Origin of the sequence: Vibrio sp. B1REV9 (assembly GCF_905175395.2) — a bacterium.
Classification (GTDB): domain Bacteria; phylum Pseudomonadota; class Gammaproteobacteria; order Enterobacterales; family Vibrionaceae; genus Vibrio; species Vibrio alfacsensis.
Window position 1 is genome coordinate 1,481,946 of the sequence record NZ_HG992745.1, and the last position, 16,000, is coordinate 1,497,945.

Consider the following 16,000-nt stretch of genomic DNA (forward strand, 5'->3'; position numbering starts at 1 on the left):
AGATGATAATAAATGTTACAGGATATATTTAAGTTCTAAAGATTACTATCATTACACTTATTTTGTATGATTGGAAGTTCAATGCTTGTAGGAATTATCTGGCGTTGCTTATTGGAGGGAGTTGAGGCTAATTACTCTATATTTGTATCTTAATTGGTGACATCTAGAATGTATGAGAGATGAGAGATGAGAGATGAGAGATGAGAGATGAGAGATTGATATTTATGGACAAAAATAACTAAAAATAAAAGTGCGTATTTTTGTGTTATGGTCATTACTGTCATTTTTATTCATCTTAGGCTCTTGTATTTAATTTTTGCAAAATAACTCACTGTAAGTGGTAGGATAATGAGCTGGTCTTAGCCTACCAATGCCTCTTGTTAGCGTTACTTTTTTCTTTTCCTGAATCTAGCACCCTGAAGCCACTTAGGTATATAATCCCCCCCGTTTTCATCCGGTACTTCACCATTTTCACCTGGGATATTTTCATGATTTCAAAAAACCAATTAAAACTGCTTCGTGCTTTGGGTCAAAAGAAGCAGCGTAAAGCGCACGGCTTATTTCTGGTTCAAGGTGAAAAGAACGTACTGGAATTGGCAAACAGTTCGCTAACGGTCAAACAGATCTTTGCGACAGCTGAATTTTTAGAGCAGCACCGCCAAGAGCTAAATGGATTCGAATGCATTGAAGCGTCACTCGATGATTTGACCAAAGCAAGTACACTTGTGAGTAACAATGCAGCCATCGCCGTGGTGGAGATTCCAAATGTAAAAGTGCCACAAGCTCAAGGTTTGATGATTGCACTGGATGGCGTGTCTGACCCGGGTAACTTGGGCACAATCATCCGCGTTGCGGATTGGTACGGCATTAAGCACATCATTGCGAGCACAGATTGTGCCGATCCTTATAACCCAAAAACCATCAGTGCCACCATGGGCAGCTTTGGTCGTGTGCAAGTTAGCCTTGTGGATTTACCAAGTTATTTAGAAAGCGTGAATTTGCCAGTATATGGCGCATTCCTTGAGGGTGAGAGTGTGCATAAAACAGCATTCTCTGCAGAGGGTGTTTTGTTAATGGGCAGTGAGTCTCACGGCGTGCGTGAAGCGGCATCAAAGTTTGTGACCGATAAGATTACTATTCCAGCATTTGGCGGTGCAGAGTCACTGAACGTAGCAATGGCTACAGGTATCATTCTGGATAACATGCGTCGTCAACACAGCTAAGTGAATCCGCGAATTTCAAATACAAAAAAAGCGTAATGACTCAGATTATGTCAAATTGAGGGTCATTACGCTTTTTTCGTTTTAATGCGCTTATTTTTCTAACATGTTCAACTTGTTTGGCACGCCATTCCACTTTTCCGCTTCATCCATCGCTGGCTTCACTTCGGTCTGTACTGGCCAGATTTCCGCAAGCTCCGCGTTGAGCTCTTTGTAGATCGCTTGATCTTCTGGTAGCTCGTCTTCTTGGAAGATGGCAGCTGCAGCACATTCATCCACACACAAGCCACAATCGATGCATTCAATCGGGTTGATTACCATAAAGTTTGGGCCTTCATGGAAGGCATCTGCAGGGCATACCGCGACACAGTCGGTGTACTTACATTGGATACAGTTATCGGTTACGACAAATGCCATGATAATCCGCTCTTAAGTTAGTCAAAATTGAAGAATGGGGATAATACTCGTCCCAAAGTAAAATTCAACATTCGAGGTGTGAAATCGGCCAGCAACTTGGATTTAGTATGACAGACAAACCAAATTCTCGTAAAATGCGCGCCATTGTGAGCTGAACCCTATTATTTCTCAAATATGATGAGAGAGCGTGTGGTTTGGCTAAGACACCTACTACATCGAGACATCACATGATTCGTATTAATGAAATTAAGCTTCCTCTTGATCATGAGGAAGGCGCGCTACTTGACGCGATTACTAACAAACTTGGTATTGCTGCCGAGAAAGTTATCTCTTTTAACGTCTTTAGACGCGGCTATGATGCTCGTAAGAAAACCAATATTCACCTGATTTATACGCTAGACATCATTGTTGAAGGTGATGAAGAAGCGTTGCTAGCAAAATTTGAAAAAGATCCGCACGTTCGCCAAACGCCAGATATGGAATACAAGTTTGTGGCGAAAGCACCAGAGAATCTAACTGAGCGCCCAGTGGTGATCGGTTTTGGTCCTTGTGGTCTGTTTGCTGGCTTGGTTTTGGCTCAAATGGGCTTTAACCCAATCATCGTTGAGCGTGGTAAAGAAGTGCGAGAGCGTACTAAAGACACGTTTGGCTTTTGGCGTAAGCGCACACTCAACCCAGAATCAAACGTACAGTTTGGTGAGGGGGGTGCAGGTACGTTCTCTGACGGTAAGCTATACAGCCAAGTGAAAGATCCAAACTTCTACGGTCGCAAAGTGATCACTGAGTTTGTCGCGGCTGGTGCACCAGAAGAAATTTTATATGTAAGTAAGCCGCACATCGGTACCTTTAAACTGGTTACTATGATTGAGAAGATGCGCGCAAAAATCATCGAGCTAGGTGGGGAAATCCGCTTTAGTACGCGCGTAGATGATCTTCATATGGAAGATGGTCAAATTACAGGTGTAACGCTATCAAACGGTGAAGAAATTAAATCTCGTCACGTAGTGCTAGCGGTAGGTCACAGTGCTCGTGATACGTTTGAAATGCTGCATGACCGCGGTGTTTACATGGAAGCGAAACCGTTCTCTGTTGGTTTCCGTATCGAGCATAAGCAAGCGATGATCGATGAAGCACGTTTTGGTAAAAACGCAGGCCACCCAATTCTTGGCGCGGCGGACTACAAGCTGGTTCACCACTGTAAGAATGGCCGTACGGTTTACAGCTTCTGTATGTGCCCTGGTGGTACTGTAGTAGCGGCAACGTCTGAAGAGGGGCGCGTAGTAACTAACGGTATGAGTCAATACTCACGTGCAGAGCGCAACGCGAACAGTGCAATCGTTGTGGGTATTTCTCCGGAAGTGGACTACCCAGGCGATCCACTAGCAGGTATCCGTTTCCAGCGTGAATTGGAATCAGGCGCTTACATGCTAGGCGGCGAGAACTACGACGCACCAGCACAGAAAATTGGTGACTTCCTGAAAGGTCGCGATCCAAGTGCACTTGGTGATGTGGAGCCATCATTTACTCCAGGCATCAAACTGACTGACCTGTCAAAAGCACTGCCAGCATTTGCTATCGAAGCGATTCGTGAAGCAATTCCTGCGTTCGATCGCAAGATCAAAGGTTTCGCATCGGAAGATGGTCTTTTAACTGGTGTTGAGACGCGTACATCTTCGCCAGTTTGTATCAAGCGTGGTAAAGATTTCCAAAGTGTTAACCTAAAAGGTTTCTTCCCTGCGGGTGAAGGTGCAGGTTACGCTGGTGGTATCCTATCTGCAGGTATTGATGGCATTAAAGTGGCGGAAGCCGTTGCTCGTGACATCGTTGAAGCGATGGAAAATGCATAATTTCTTTGCGTAATGATGCGCCGAAAGCCAGCCAATTTTGAGGCTGGCTTTTTTATTTCGGCTGCATAGCTAGTTGATCATTTGTCGCTGTGAATAAATTGGGGCAACCGTTATCAGATATATGTTCAAATCTTTTCTTCCCCTTTGTCTCCTAAGAAAAACCTCGCTTTTTTACTAAATAATTATGCAATTATATATTTATTGTTTTACCTTATGGATTCGTTGTGATGGCGATTAATAGGCACAATCTATAAATAAAATTGCCAATTTCAATTTAGTAAAATCAAGAAATTAGACGACACTTATCCTAAAGGCAGCTAAAACGTGCCGATAAGGAGATAAGCATGCACTCACTAAAAGTAAAAGATTACATGACATTACAAGCTGTGACCTTTACACCAAATCAGTCATTGACTGCTGCACTCGACAAGGTGATGCAAAGTGTAACGCTCGGTGGTCCAGTTATTGATGAAAATGAGAAAGTGATTGGATTCCTTTCAGAACAAGATCTTTTAGATAAACTTGTCAAAGCCAGTTACCATTGTCAGGATACGCATACCGTGCAAGAGTGTATGCACGATGATGTATTGTCTGTCTCTCCTGAAATGTCGATCATTGAATTGGCTGATATGATGCAGATAGGTAAGCCGAAGATGTATCCAGTTGTGGACGATAAAGAGAAACTTGTTGGCGTAATCACGCGTCGTGATGTGTTGCGTGCTATTGGTAAAACGCTCAACGAGTGCTTTAAGCACCCTGTTTAATCCCCCAAAATTAAGATATTTGATGAAAGGCGCTTCGGCGTCTTTTTGTTGTTGAGGAAAAATATGTCCACGCAAGACGCTAAGTTTGTTCAAGGTTCTACGATGCGCCACATCTTAGTGATGTCTGGAGCAGGCTCTGTCGGCTTGATGGCTCTGTTTATTGTTGATCTGCTCGATATGCTGTTCATCAGTATGCTAGGGCAAGTAGAACTTGCTGCTGCGGTCGGGTTTGCAGGCACGTTGATTTTCTTTTCAACTTCCGCATCAATCGGTACGTCAATAGCCATGGGTGCTTTGGTTTCTAAAGCCATTGGTGCAAAGGATTTTGAGCGGGCAAGGTTGATGAGTGGCAGCATCATGCTGGTGGCCTTTATGATCAGTTTAGTCATCACCATCAGTATGTATATCCATATCCCAGAACTACTGGCTGCGATTGGTGCAGAAGGGGGCGCGGCAGAGCATGCGGAAGCTTACCTGAATATTCTTCTTCCGAGTGCGCCGATCCTTGCTTTGGGAATGTCGGCTGGTGCTGGTTTGCGTGCTGCGGGGGATGCGAAGCGTTCCATGTGGGCAACATTGGCGGGTGGGATAGTTAATGCCATTCTCGATCCTTTGTTTATTTTTGTCTTCAAATGGAATGTGGAAGGGGCAGCAGCGGCATCCGTCATTGCACGATTTACGGTTTTAGCTTTTTCACTGTACCCACTGGTTAAAGTGCACAACCTCGTCTCTTTCCCGAACTTCACTATCATTAGAAGTAACTTAAAAACCATTTTGGCGATTGCTGTTCCGGCGATCATTACCAATACCGCGACCCCAATAGGTAATGCCATTGTCACCACTCATATCGCACAATTTGGTGAGAACTTTGTGGCAGGCTTTGCTGTCATTGGCCGTTTGACACCTGTCTGTTTCGCGGTCATCTTTGCGTTATCTGGCGCCGTAGGGCCCATTATCGGACAGAACTTTGGTGCAGAGCGGATGGATCGTGTGAAACGAACATTAGGCGATTCTTTACTTGTTACGACGGTGTATACGCTAGGCGTTTGCGTCTTGTTATACCGTCTTCAAGATTACATCGTGGCAATGTTTAGTTTAACCGGTGATGCGGCGATCATCGTTTCAGCGTTTTGCACATACGTGGCCATTTCCTTTGTGTTTAATGGCACTCTGTTTGTGGCGAATACTTCTTTCAATAACTTAGGTAAGCCACTGTATTCAACGGCACTCAATCTTGGAAAAGCAACCCTAGGTACATTACCTTTCGTTTATTTTGGTTCGCAATGGTTTGGGGCATTGGGGGTTCTATACGGGCAAGCAGTCGGCACTATTATATTTGGTTTGCTCTCTTTGGTTGTTTTAAACAAACACATCAAGGACCTAATGCAGAACTTTGGCGAGGAAGCGATCGATGATGATCCTGCAATCACATGTGTTAACTCTCAACCATTTTGTTCCCATGATGCTGTGTTGATTGAAGATGTGGTGACTGTGCTCGAAGAAGAAAAAACATAAATTACACGAATTGCACATAAATACGCTTGACCTTAGAGTTAGCTCTAAGGTTTATGCTTAGTGGTAGATAGAGACTTATCACCAATAAGGAAAGTGAATTATGTGTACAAAACATCAGGGCTGCCAATCTGGCAAAATCAAATCAGCGGTGGCAGTAGGTGCAAATGACGCTTGCTGCGTACCGGCGAAACCAGCACTTAACATTACTCAAGCAAGCGTGATTCCGTCAGAGGATTCTTGCTGTAGCAGTGGAGGTTGTAGTACGGATCCTGCTGAAGAAGAAGGCCCTGCCGAACCCCTCGAATCTACCGTTCGTAATAGCTGGTTAGTTTCTGGCATGGATTGTCCTGCCTGTGCGCAGAAGCTAGAAAAAGCAATCGGTTCTGTTGATGGTGTCATCAACGCTAAAGTGCTCTTCGCGACAGAAAAGCTTGTGGTGGATTTTGATAACCGCGCACTGGCTTCTGTAATTGAACAAATCGCGCAACAAACGGGTTTCCCACTCACTTCTACAGATGCACCTCGTCCAAAAGTGGAAAAGAAAGGTTGGCTAGGCATTGTTAAAGACAATGTCCAAATTTTGTCAATTGCCGGTGCAATGGCGTTTGCTGGTGTCATTTCTGACTTCAATCCAACGCTGAGTACTTGGCTATTTACTTTAACCTGTTTGCTTGGTTTGTATCCGGTTGCCATGAAAGCAGCTAGGCTCGCTCGCAGCGGAACCCCGTTTGCAATAGAAACATTAATGAGCGTTGCAGCGTTAGGCGCACTTTATCTTGGTGAAACTGCAGAAGCGGCGATGGTGCTATTGCTTTTCCTTATTGGTGAAAAGTTGGAAGCATATGCCTCATCTCGCGCTCGAAGTGGTGTCCAAGCTCTGATGGATCTCGTTCCAGAGAATACAACGCTGATCGTAGACGGTGAGCGTCAAGAGGTACCAGCGTCACAGCTTCAACCGGGTGATGTTATTGAAGTTTCGCCTGGTGGTCGAATGCCAGCAGATGGCTTATTGATGACCCTTGCGGCGAGTTTTGATGAAAGTGCGCTGACAGGAGAGTCGGTTCCGGTTGAACATAGTGAAGGCGGAAGAATCATGGCCGGCGCTGTGGTTATCGATAAAGTTGTGCAAGTTAAGGTGACATCTCGTCAAGGTGAAAATGCGATTGACCGTATTTTGCATTTGATTGAAGAAGCAGAATCACGCAAAGCACCGCTTGAACGCTTCCTCGACAAATTTAGCCGTTGGTACACACCATTGATGATGCTTGTGTCACTATTAGTCATCATCACACCGCCATTGCTGTTTGCTCAGCCTTGGGAAACCTGGGTATATCGTGGATTGGCATTGTTATTGATCGCATGTCCGTGTGCTTTGGTTATCTCTACACCAGCCGCCATTACGTCTGGTTTAGCGGCAGCGGCAAAACGTGGTGCACTGATTAAAGGTGGAGCTGCACTAGAGTTGCTTGGTCGTGTGGAATCCGTCGCTTTTGATAAAACAGGTACACTGACACAAGGCAAACCACAAGTGACTGACGTGGTGCCATTTGATGTGACGGAAGAACAACTACTGAGCTTGACTGCTTCGATAGAGATTGGCTCAAGCCACCCTTTGGCAATTTCTTTAGTGAATAAAGCGCAAGGGCAGGGAATCATGATTCCGGAGGCCGATGATAAAACCGCTCAGGTTGGCGCGGGTGTAACAGGTGTGGTCGATGGTAAGTTGGTTCAAGTTATTGCACCGTCAAAAGCCGATTTCCCTCTGTCATCTGTGATTGAGAAGCAAGTCGTGGAGTTGGAAGATCAAGGAAAAACGGTGGTTATCGCCCGTTATGACGAACAAGTGATTGGTTTGATTGCGTGGCAAGATACTCTCCGTCAAGATGCTCAGCAAGCGGTAGCAGCACTGAAAAAACTGGGAATCTCATCAGTGATGTTAACCGGAGATAATCCAAGAAGCGCAGAAGCGATCGCAAGCCAAATTGGGTTGGATTATAAAGCAAGCTTGTTGCCAGCAGACAAAGTACATTACGTTGAAGAAATCTCTGCACAGCATACCGTTGCAATGGTCGGAGATGGCATTAACGACGCGCCAGCAATGAAAGCATCCAGCATTGGTATTGCGATGGGTGGTGGTACTGATGTTGCGCTGGAAACAGCAGATGCCGCGCTTACTCATAACCGTTTGATTGAGCTTGCAGCAATGATTGAGCTATCGCGCGCGACTTTAAACAACATTCGTCAAAACGTTGCATTAGCGCTCGGCTTGAAAGGTGTGTTCTTAGTGACGAGTTTACTTGGTATTACGGGCCTTTGGGTAGCAGTACTCGCCGACAGTGGCGCAACCGCACTGGTTACGTTGAATGCTTTAAGATTGCTTCGTTTTGAATCTAAGCAAGTAAAATAGCAAGATAAGCCCTTTAATAATTAGCCTGAGGTTTAGATGCGTCAGGCTTTGCTGTAACTGCTAAGCAAAAAATATCTTTGTTGAATGTTTCGTTTGGTAAATCACTTATTCTTATGCAACGAAGTGACATCCTTTCTCATAAAGTGTGATGTAAACCGTTTTTATTTGAAAGTGTGGATTTATTACATTGTTTCATTGTGATTGTGATCACTCAATGTTGGGGAAAGGTTCGCTACAGTGCTTCTGTACCCAACAACTTATTAATGAGCTTATTGTTTACAAAATAGGCCACAACAAGGAGCGACTTATGTCTCAAGCTGTATTCCATTTAGGTGTTACTGAAGCGGATCTTAATGGTGCGACACTGGCCATCATTCCAGGCGATCCAGCACGCGTACAAAAAATCGCAGAAGAAATGGAAAATCCAGTCTTTCTAGCAAGTCACCGCGAATATACGCTTTACCGTGCAGAGCTAGATGGTAAACCTGTTGTGGTTTGTTCTACAGGTATCGGTGGCCCATCAACGTCTATCGCAGTGGAAGAACTCGCGCAACTAGGTGTTCGCACTTTCCTACGTGTCGGAACAACGGGCGCAATCCAGCCGCATGTTAATGTGGGTGACATGATCGTGACGACAGGTTCTGTTCGCCTAGACGGTGCGAGCTTGCACTTTGCTCCTATGGAGTTCCCAGCAGTAGCAGACTTCGAAATTGCAACCGCAATGAAAGCGGCAGTTGAAGAATCTGGTGCAACTGTTCATATGGGGGTGACTGCTTCAAGTGATACTTTCTACCCAGGTCAAGAGCGTTACGACACGTTCTCCGGCCGTGTGGTTAAGCGTTTCCAAGGCTCTATGCAAGAGTGGCAAGATATGGGTGTCCTGAACTTTGAAATGGAGTCAGCAACATTGCTAACCATGTGTGCAAGTTCTGGCCTTAAAGCAGGTTGTGTGGCGGGTGTAATCATCAACCGTACACAAAAAGAGATTCCAGATCATTCAACTCTAAAAGAAACGGAAGCTCGCTCAATTAAGGTTGTAGTTGAAGCCGCTCGTAAGATGCTTTAAGTCTTCTTTGCCAAAGGGTTTGGCTGACAGTAAAACAAACGGGAAAAGCCAGAGGTTCGCCTCTGGCTTTTTCTATCTGCGCTTTATTCGGAGGGGCGTTATAACAAGCGAGAGTGAGCCGTTATTTTCTACAATTAGCATTACCGTTAGTATTCGTTTGTTGGGCCCATACACGAAAAAGCAGCCACGAGAGCTGCTTTTGATAGTGTTCAGAGATTAGATTTCGTCAGAACCGCCAGCGGCTTTAAACCAAGCACTTAGGTGTGTTTTCAGGTCTTTTAACTCATCCGGACCGATTAAGGCTAACCCTAAATCCTCTGCACGAGTGATGTCATTGTGGCGCAGTGGACGGAAGCTGACGAGCATGGCTCGAGCTTGTAGACCGCCTAGTAAGTCACGTAATGATTCCAGCTTGTAGAGCGTATCATCGCCATCATCACGCATGCCTTTGGTTTTACATTCGATGATGTGAAGCTTGTTGTTCACCACCGTCGCAACATCAAGCTCATTGCGAACTTCGCTTTCACCGAGTTTGCGATAAACCTGAACGTTTAATGAGCGATCTTGAATGGTCGGCATACTGTCTTGAATTTGTTTCACCGTGCTATGCACCAGTGTTTCAAGCCATTCACCGTTAGAGAAACGACGAGCGTCCTCATTCGTGAACGTTAAAATACCATTTTCGTAAGTTGCAATTTGTGCCTCAACCAAATCACTCAGAAGCATATTGAGCTCACGGTAGCCTTGTTGCTTCTCAGAAAGCTCTACATCCAACTTTTGTTCTTTACGACAAGTGGTCGCAAGATAGTTCAGCGTTGCAAGGCCAGGGCCAAGCTCCAACGCGTTAGATGCCCAACGTTCACCCAGTTCATAAAGCTTTTGATCGAGTTGAGGTGGAAGATCTACGTGGTGGAATTCACCGCGCGCACCGAAAATAGTGAGGTAATCAGAAATCGTAATGTGGTCTTCCACTTGCGTGTCTTCTTTGCCATCTGGGTATAGCCAACATAACTTATCGCTGTTTGGTTCCACAACAAAGATAGGCCAATGGTAAGTACGAAAAACTTCATAAACTGAGAGTAAGCGATGACGAAGCCCACAGCTTGCATTGAGCTTAACTTCTTCGCCGCGGTTGTGTAAGTCTTGAGCCAGTGTCTGAATTGATTGTTTGATCAAAGACGTATTGACGACAGAAGGAATCTCAAAAAATTCAGAGGTGATTTTTCGCTGTTCTAATACGGCACTCAGTCGATGGTAGGCGTCTTCTTGGTTCTTGTCACCGATGAATACGATATGAGTACTGATTGTACGATTATCTAAAAGCGGAGTGACCAATCTCACGGGATCTTGGTCGATTATACCAACATGAACAGCCATAAGTTATCCTTCATATTTGGCTTGCTCGAAAATATAAATGAAAAAGATGAGCAAGCCATAATAACCATATGTAGACAGGGCCATAAAAAAACAAGGGCGACTTGGTAAAAAGTCGCCCTTGTACAGTTGGTTGTATGGATTCTTAGCGTTATCTATTTCAATAACTATAACTTAAATCGATGAACCAATTCGTTTTGCTGATGTGCTAACTGTGTCAATGACTCGCTGGTTTGTGCGATGCTCGACATTGCGTGATAGCTCTCGTCAGCAATACTGTTGATTTCTTCTATGTTGCGGGCAATATCTGCAGATGTTGCACTTTGCTCTGCCGCCGCATGAGAAATATGCGTACTCATTTGACTAATTTCCAGAATGAGAGCTTGGATTTCTTCCATCGAGCAGTTGGCTTTAGAGGCTTGTTCTACGGACATATCCATATCATTCATGCAGCTTTGAATCACTTGGTTTGCTGATTGTGAACTTGATTGTAAGTTACTGATCATAGACTCAATCTCGGTGGTTGATTGGGTCGTTTTAGAGGCCAGAACACGAACTTCATCCGCGACCACCGCAAAACCGCGTCCCTGTTCACCTGCGCGGGCAGCTTCTATTGCCGCGTTGAGCGCAAGTAGATTGGTTTGTTCTGCAATATTACGAATCACGTCAAGAATAGAACCGATTTGACCACTCATTTTTTGTAATTCAGATACCGCAGAGACGGATTCATTTAAACGACTCTCCAATTGATTGATGGTCGAGATATTACTGTTCATCACATTGCGGCCTTGATCCGAAGCCGACTCAACGCGTTGTACCATCTCTAACGAGCTTTGTGCACTTTGCGCGACTTCTTGCACCGAGTTAGACATCTCCGTCATTGCAGTGGCAACACTGGCGGTTTGGGCACGTTGTGAATTTAGCTTAATTTGTGCAAAGGAAGAGGTACTCTCGTTGTTGGATGCAGTGGTGGTTAAGTTTTCTGATGCATCGTTAATTTTCACCAAAATGTCGTGAAGACTGTCGGCGAGAGTGTTGATATGGCCACTCACACGGCTGAATTCATTGTTGTAACGAATATCGATGCGCTGTGTCATGTCTCCATTGGCTAAACTTTCTAGCGCTTTTAAAATGCGTGTCAGAGGTTCACGAACGCTGTTTGCGATGTGATAGCCAATCGCAGTGGCAAAAACAACAACGATGACACCGATAACAATCGCTTTTGTCACCCCTTGAGAATAAATCGTCCCGGCTTCTGTCAATGATTCGTTCAATTTGTCAGTCGCCGTCGTGTTGAACTGCTCAAGAATAGTCATTGTCGAATCGACTTTTGCCGCTAAGTTGGCAATGTTGTCATAAAGTGCTGCGCGAGCGGCTAAGTAGCTGTTGTGTTGGTCCAATACACCACCACGTTGACCAACGTCACGAGTAAACTGCGTAACGGTTTCTCCAAACGCCTTTTTTAACTCCGGAAGTTGAGTAACAAGACCGTTAAATGCGTAATTTAAATGAGTCACAGCCTTACGGTTTTTAGCGAGCGCTTGCATCACTTGCTCAGGATTTGTGCTAGCAAGTGCATCAGACGTGATGAGCTCTGCGTCATTGAGTTTTATGAAATAACTCTTAGCCATGACTTTGACCGAGATACTTGATTGATCGGCAATGTATTCTTTTAAGCCAACGGACAGCTCGGTATTTAATTGCTGGAATCGACGAGAAGATTTTTGTACTTCTTCTTGGGCAACGAACATCGCTTCGTAATTGTTCATGGCTTCCAGCGCTTCGTTGAAGTAGCTCTGCTCTAGTTCTTTCAATTGAGAGAAAGGTTCAGCAAGGGATGGATAAATCTGGCTTGCCTCTTCAAGTTGATTTAGCGTTGCGCCAAATTGTTGCTGAGATTTGGCAAATTCTTGACGCATCTCCTCCATACGTTGTTTATTCTCAGTAGTTAGAAAGTCTTTAAATGACTTATCGGCAGAAAGAAGCTCTACACTGGTTTGGTTAGATAGTGATACGAGTGGTAAGGATGACTTGGAAACATTCTCGAATTTTCCATGAATGTCATTCATACCTCCCATCATAATGGCAATTGTGACAGCAAATAAGATGATGATCAGAGCAAAGCCTGCATACATCCTTTTAATAACTGAACCCTGCATAAGTGAGCGCCCTCTCCCAAAAAATAGCCAAATAAGTAAGTAATGACTTAAAAATTTACAAAATTCTCTGGATTGTATTGAGTTCCTTCCACACGTTTTATGACGCACACGACAAAAAAAGATTCTCTGATTCGCGTTCTGTTGATAGTGTTAAGTGAACACTGTTTTTTATTGAGCTCAATCTTGGCATAGCGCATACTAAATAGGTAACACACTTATATAAAATGGAGTTCCCATGGCGGAAGAAACAATTTTCAGCAAAATTATTCGTAAAGAGATTCCTGCTGATGTTCTATATCAAGACGATTTAGTTACGGCATTTCGCGATATCAACCCTCGTGCGCCAAGCCACATTCTTATCATTCCAAATAAGCTAATCCCAACATCAAACGATGTAGAGGCGGAAGATGAAGCGATGATGGGACGCTTATTCACGGTAGCGAAGAAACTTGCTAAGGAAGAGGGCATTGCCGAAGATGGGTATCGTCTCATCATGAATTGTAATGCCCATGGTGGACAAGAGGTTTACCATATTCATATGCACTTGTTGGGCGGTCGTCCTCTTGGGCCAATGGTGTTAAGCTAACTCGAATTAAAATGATGTTCTGCTGCGCGACGCTGTCAGCGAAAATTCAGCAGTAGTCGCTATCTTGAGTAGTCCCCATTAGGCAGGATATGATTTTGAATGTGAACCGTGGATGGCCGAATTTGCCATCCACTTTTCAGTTTGGTCGAATAACACATTTGTGGAGATAAATGTGAAATATGCTTTGAAGCTACTCGGTTTGATTAGCTGGGCCTTGTTGACGACAGGGTGTGCAAACTTATCTGCTGGCAATCTGTTTAGTCATTACAGCGATCAAAACCAAGAAGTGTATCAAGCCGTCTTGGCGGGCAAATATGCACAAGCTGAGCAATTGCAATCGAGTGATGTCGGCGGTGAAATTCTTGGCAATTTCGAATTAGGCCGTATTTCTTTTCTTGCTCAAGATTATCCCAAAAGTTTGAGTGCATTGGAAAACAGTGATCGAGCTGTACGTAAACAGCAAGATCGAGCGACTATCTCCGTATCAGAAACCGCAACAAGTGTTGGTTCCCTCGCCATTAACGATAACTTAAATGATTACCAGCCTGCCGATTATGAACTCGGCTTTTTGCATTTGTATCTTGGCCTGAACTACCTGCAGAAAAATGATCTTGAGGGAGCGTTAGTTGAGGTGCGTCGTGCTAACCAAGTACAAGAAGCTGCAAAAAAAGCTCGGGAAAGGGAACTAAAGCAAGCGGAGAAAGATCTTAACAAACAAGGGATGTCGGCTAACTTGGGTAGTGTATTAGCGAACTATCCAGACGCAGGGAAAAAGTTAAGTTCCGTGCAGAATGGTTACTTGTTTTATCTCTCTGGCTTGCTTTATGAAGCATCACGAGATTTGAACAGTGCGTATGTGGACTACCGTCGTGCATTGGCGGTTATGCCAGAAAACAAGCAAGTGATTGAAAGTACCATGTACGCCGCGAAAAAATTGGGTATGAACCAAGATTTGCGTATGTTGGAAAAACGCTATGGTAAGGCCCCATCAGCTCTAAGCAAATCACAAGGTCGTGTGATTGTGATAGATGAGCAAGGAGTGGTGGAAGCGTTGCAAGGTTGGCGTGTTGACTTACCTATTTATGACAGTCGAGGGAATGGGGCCATCTACTCATTAGCGTTACCTTATTATCCCAAGCGTGGCACACAACGCTTTGGTGATGTCGCTTTGAACGGTAAGAAATTACCATCAAGCACGTTAGTGAATGTGAACGACATGGCACAGAATGATTTAAATGAGCGTTTAACAACCATCATTCTACGTCAAGCCATTCGTGTTTGGGCAAAAGACCGTATTCGTAAAGAAGCGGCACAAGGAGATGACGTTGGTAATCTTATTTTCAACGTATGGAATACATTAACTGAGCAACCTGATACCAGAAGTTGGCAAACGCTACCGGGAACGGTGAAAACCGCTTCAAAAGTTGTTAAACCGGGAGAGCAGAGCCTTAATGTTGGTGATCAGGTGTATCAATTTGACGTGCCAGCACAACAAACAACGTTGGTTTGGGTATCTCGTCAGGGGGCACATTCAACAGTGTGGCATAAACAACTTGGGAGGTTGTAATGAAAGCATGGCTTATTGGTTTGGTTGTGATGATTGGTTTAGTGGGGTGTGCTGACAACACCGCAGGTATTCGAATCGATGGTCAAACCCAGAACGTATTTTTTGGTGATAATGTACTAGGTAGTCGTTTACTGATTGACAAAATTACCACGACGTATGTTGATGATCGGCCGCGAGGCGTGGTGCAACTTACGAGCAATTACAAAGGCGACCAGCATATTCTTTACCGTTTTTATTGGTACGATAATTCGGGCTTGGAAGTGAACACAAAACCTGGCCCGTGGCGACAAATGACCGTGCGAGGATTTGACCAAGTTACGTTATCTGAGGTAACCGTAAATCCAAATGGCACTCAATTTCGCGTTCAAATCCGTGAAGCACAAGATGATTAACCCACTCATTGGTGGATACAATTTTTAGCGGTTATGCTGCTTTACCAAGGTGGAAACGCCTTGGAACGAAACACAAACTAAGGAACTCTCATGAAGAAAAGTGTTATTGCTCTGTTAGGTCTTGCCGTCATTTTGGGTGGTTGTTCAAACAAAGTCTCTTATGGTGATGCGCAAGCGGTTGAAACGACGACGATTGATTTTGGTTCAACTGATCTGCAAAAAATTGCCGGTGAAATGGTCGACAGCATGATGATGTCAGGCTCTGTGGCTGCGATCACTCGAGACCAACGTCCTATTGTGTTTGTTGAGCGCATCAAGAATAAGACAAGTGAACACATTGATACAGAATCGATCACGGATTCAATCTCTACTAAGATGCTGAACTCAGGTAAGTTCCGCTTTGTTGACATGGACCGTGTAGAGTCCGTTCGTGAGCAGTTGAACTTCCAAAATTCAGATCAACTGGTGAACCAAAGCACGGCGATTCAATTCGGTAAAATGGTCGGTGCGCAATACATGCTTTATGGTAACCTTTCAAGCATCGTGAAAAATGCAGGCAGTGACAAAGATGTATACTACAAAATGACCATGCGTTTAATGGATTTGGAAACGGGCTTGATTGAATGGGCGGACGAGACAGAAATTCGCAAAGAGCAATCTAAGAGCCTATTTGGTCTTTAATGAGA

The 16,000-nt window shown here is 44.4% G+C and carries 13 protein-coding genes; 10 read left to right on the forward strand and 3 right to left on the reverse strand.

The window, feature by feature from the left end:
- Window positions 1-488: 488 nt before the first annotated feature.
- Window positions 489-1,223: an RNA methyltransferase gene (locus tag KHN78_RS12385; RefSeq protein ID WP_211916257.1), complete on the forward strand. Its 735-nt coding sequence runs from the start codon at window positions 489-491 to the stop codon at window positions 1,221-1,223.
- 90 nt (window positions 1,224-1,313) lie between these two features.
- Here the strand turns inward: KHN78_RS12385 and fdxA are convergent, their stop codons facing one another.
- Entirely contained in the window at window positions 1,314-1,637 is a 324-nt protein-coding gene (gene fdxA / locus KHN78_RS12390) for a ferredoxin FdxA (protein ID WP_211916258.1), read from the reverse strand.
- 227 nt (window positions 1,638-1,864) lie between these two features.
- Here fdxA and KHN78_RS12395 point away from each other — a divergent pair, with 227 nt between their 5' ends.
- From KHN78_RS12395 to udp, 5 genes are all read left to right on the forward strand, one after another.
- Window positions 1,865-3,484 carry an NAD(P)/FAD-dependent oxidoreductase gene (locus KHN78_RS12395; protein ID WP_211916259.1) on the forward strand — a complete coding sequence of 540 codons (1,620 nt, stop codon included), beginning with the start codon at window positions 1,865-1,867 and terminating at the stop codon, window positions 3,482-3,484.
- Window positions 3,485-3,828: 344 nt separating this feature from the next.
- Entirely contained in the window at window positions 3,829-4,248 is a 420-nt protein-coding gene (locus KHN78_RS12400) for a CBS domain-containing protein (protein ID WP_128810506.1), read from the forward strand.
- A 63-nt stretch (window positions 4,249-4,311) separates the two neighbouring features.
- Window positions 4,312-5,763, forward strand: coding sequence for an MATE family efflux transporter (locus KHN78_RS12405; RefSeq protein ID WP_211916260.1), 1,452 nt, complete (start codon window positions 4,312-4,314; stop codon window positions 5,761-5,763).
- A gap of 100 nt (window positions 5,764-5,863) precedes the next feature.
- Window positions 5,864-8,170, forward strand: coding sequence for a zinc/cadmium/mercury/lead-transporting ATPase (locus KHN78_RS12410; protein WP_211916261.1), 2,307 nt, complete (start codon window positions 5,864-5,866; stop codon window positions 8,168-8,170).
- A gap of 307 nt (window positions 8,171-8,477) precedes the next feature.
- Window positions 8,478-9,236 (forward strand): uridine phosphorylase, encoded by a 759-nt coding sequence (udp, locus tag KHN78_RS12415; RefSeq protein WP_005437517.1) that lies wholly within the window; start codon window positions 8,478-8,480, stop codon window positions 9,234-9,236.
- Between the two features lie 216 nt (window positions 9,237-9,452).
- Here the strand turns inward: udp and KHN78_RS12420 are convergent, their stop codons facing one another.
- Window positions 9,453-10,613: a DUF1887 family protein gene (locus KHN78_RS12420; protein WP_211916262.1), complete on the reverse strand. Its 1,161-nt coding sequence runs from the start codon at window positions 10,611-10,613 to the stop codon at window positions 9,453-9,455.
- 164 nt (window positions 10,614-10,777) lie between these two features.
- Window positions 10,778-12,769: a methyl-accepting chemotaxis protein gene (locus KHN78_RS12425; protein ID WP_211916263.1), complete on the reverse strand. Its 1,992-nt coding sequence runs from the start codon at window positions 12,767-12,769 to the stop codon at window positions 10,778-10,780.
- A gap of 235 nt (window positions 12,770-13,004) precedes the next feature.
- Between KHN78_RS12425 and hinT the strand changes: the two genes are divergently transcribed.
- The 4 genes from hinT (at window position 13,005) to lpoB (ending at window position 15,995) form a co-directional block, all read left to right on the forward strand.
- A complete protein-coding gene (hinT, locus tag KHN78_RS12430; RefSeq protein WP_128810511.1) occupies window positions 13,005-13,355 on the forward strand; it encodes a purine nucleoside phosphoramidase in 351 nt (116 codons plus the stop codon).
- A 172-nt stretch (window positions 13,356-13,527) separates the two neighbouring features.
- Complete coding sequence (locus KHN78_RS12435; RefSeq protein ID WP_211916264.1) at window positions 13,528-14,922, forward strand: COG3014 family protein; 1,395 nt, start codon at window positions 13,528-13,530, stop codon at window positions 14,920-14,922.
- Window positions 14,922-15,314 carry a YcfL family protein gene (locus KHN78_RS12440; RefSeq protein WP_211916265.1) on the forward strand — a complete coding sequence of 131 codons (393 nt, stop codon included), beginning with the start codon at window positions 14,922-14,924 and terminating at the stop codon, window positions 15,312-15,314. Before KHN78_RS12435 ends, KHN78_RS12440 begins: the two co-directional genes overlap by 1 nt.
- Before the next feature lie 90 nt (window positions 15,315-15,404).
- On the forward strand, window positions 15,405-15,995 hold the full coding sequence (lpoB, locus tag KHN78_RS12445; RefSeq protein WP_128810514.1) for a penicillin-binding protein activator LpoB: 591 nt from the start codon (window positions 15,405-15,407) through the stop codon (window positions 15,993-15,995).
- The last annotated feature ends 5 nt before the right edge of the window (window positions 15,996-16,000 follow it).

Excerpts from the sequence above, each read along its gene's own strand:
- KHN78_RS12400 (WP_128810506.1), top strand. The coding sequence starts at position 3,829 with ATGCACTCACTAAAAGTAAAAGATTACATGACATTACAAGCTGTGACC.
- KHN78_RS12410 (WP_211916261.1), top strand. The coding sequence starts at position 5,864 with ATGTGTACAAAACATCAGGGCTGCCAATCTGGCAAAATCAAATCAGCG.
- KHN78_RS12425 (WP_211916263.1), bottom strand. The coding sequence starts at position 12,769 with ATGCAGGGTTCAGTTATTAAAAGGATGTATGCAGGCTTTGCTCTGATC.
- udp (WP_005437517.1), top strand. The coding sequence starts at position 8,478 with ATGTCTCAAGCTGTATTCCATTTAGGTGTTACTGAAGCGGATCTTAAT.
- fdxA (WP_211916258.1), bottom strand. The coding sequence starts at position 1,637 with ATGGCATTTGTCGTAACCGATAACTGTATCCAATGTAAGTACACCGAC.
- KHN78_RS12385 (WP_211916257.1), top strand. The coding sequence starts at position 489 with ATGATTTCAAAAAACCAATTAAAACTGCTTCGTGCTTTGGGTCAAAAG.
- KHN78_RS12440 (WP_211916265.1), top strand. The coding sequence starts at position 14,922 with ATGAAAGCATGGCTTATTGGTTTGGTTGTGATGATTGGTTTAGTGGGG.
- KHN78_RS12405 (WP_211916260.1), top strand. The coding sequence starts at position 4,312 with ATGTCCACGCAAGACGCTAAGTTTGTTCAAGGTTCTACGATGCGCCAC.
- lpoB (WP_128810514.1), top strand. The coding sequence starts at position 15,405 with ATGAAGAAAAGTGTTATTGCTCTGTTAGGTCTTGCCGTCATTTTGGGT.
- hinT (WP_128810511.1), top strand. The coding sequence starts at position 13,005 with ATGGCGGAAGAAACAATTTTCAGCAAAATTATTCGTAAAGAGATTCCT.
- KHN78_RS12395 (WP_211916259.1), top strand. The coding sequence starts at position 1,865 with ATGATTCGTATTAATGAAATTAAGCTTCCTCTTGATCATGAGGAAGGC.
- KHN78_RS12420 (WP_211916262.1), bottom strand. The coding sequence starts at position 10,613 with ATGGCTGTTCATGTTGGTATAATCGACCAAGATCCCGTGAGATTGGTC.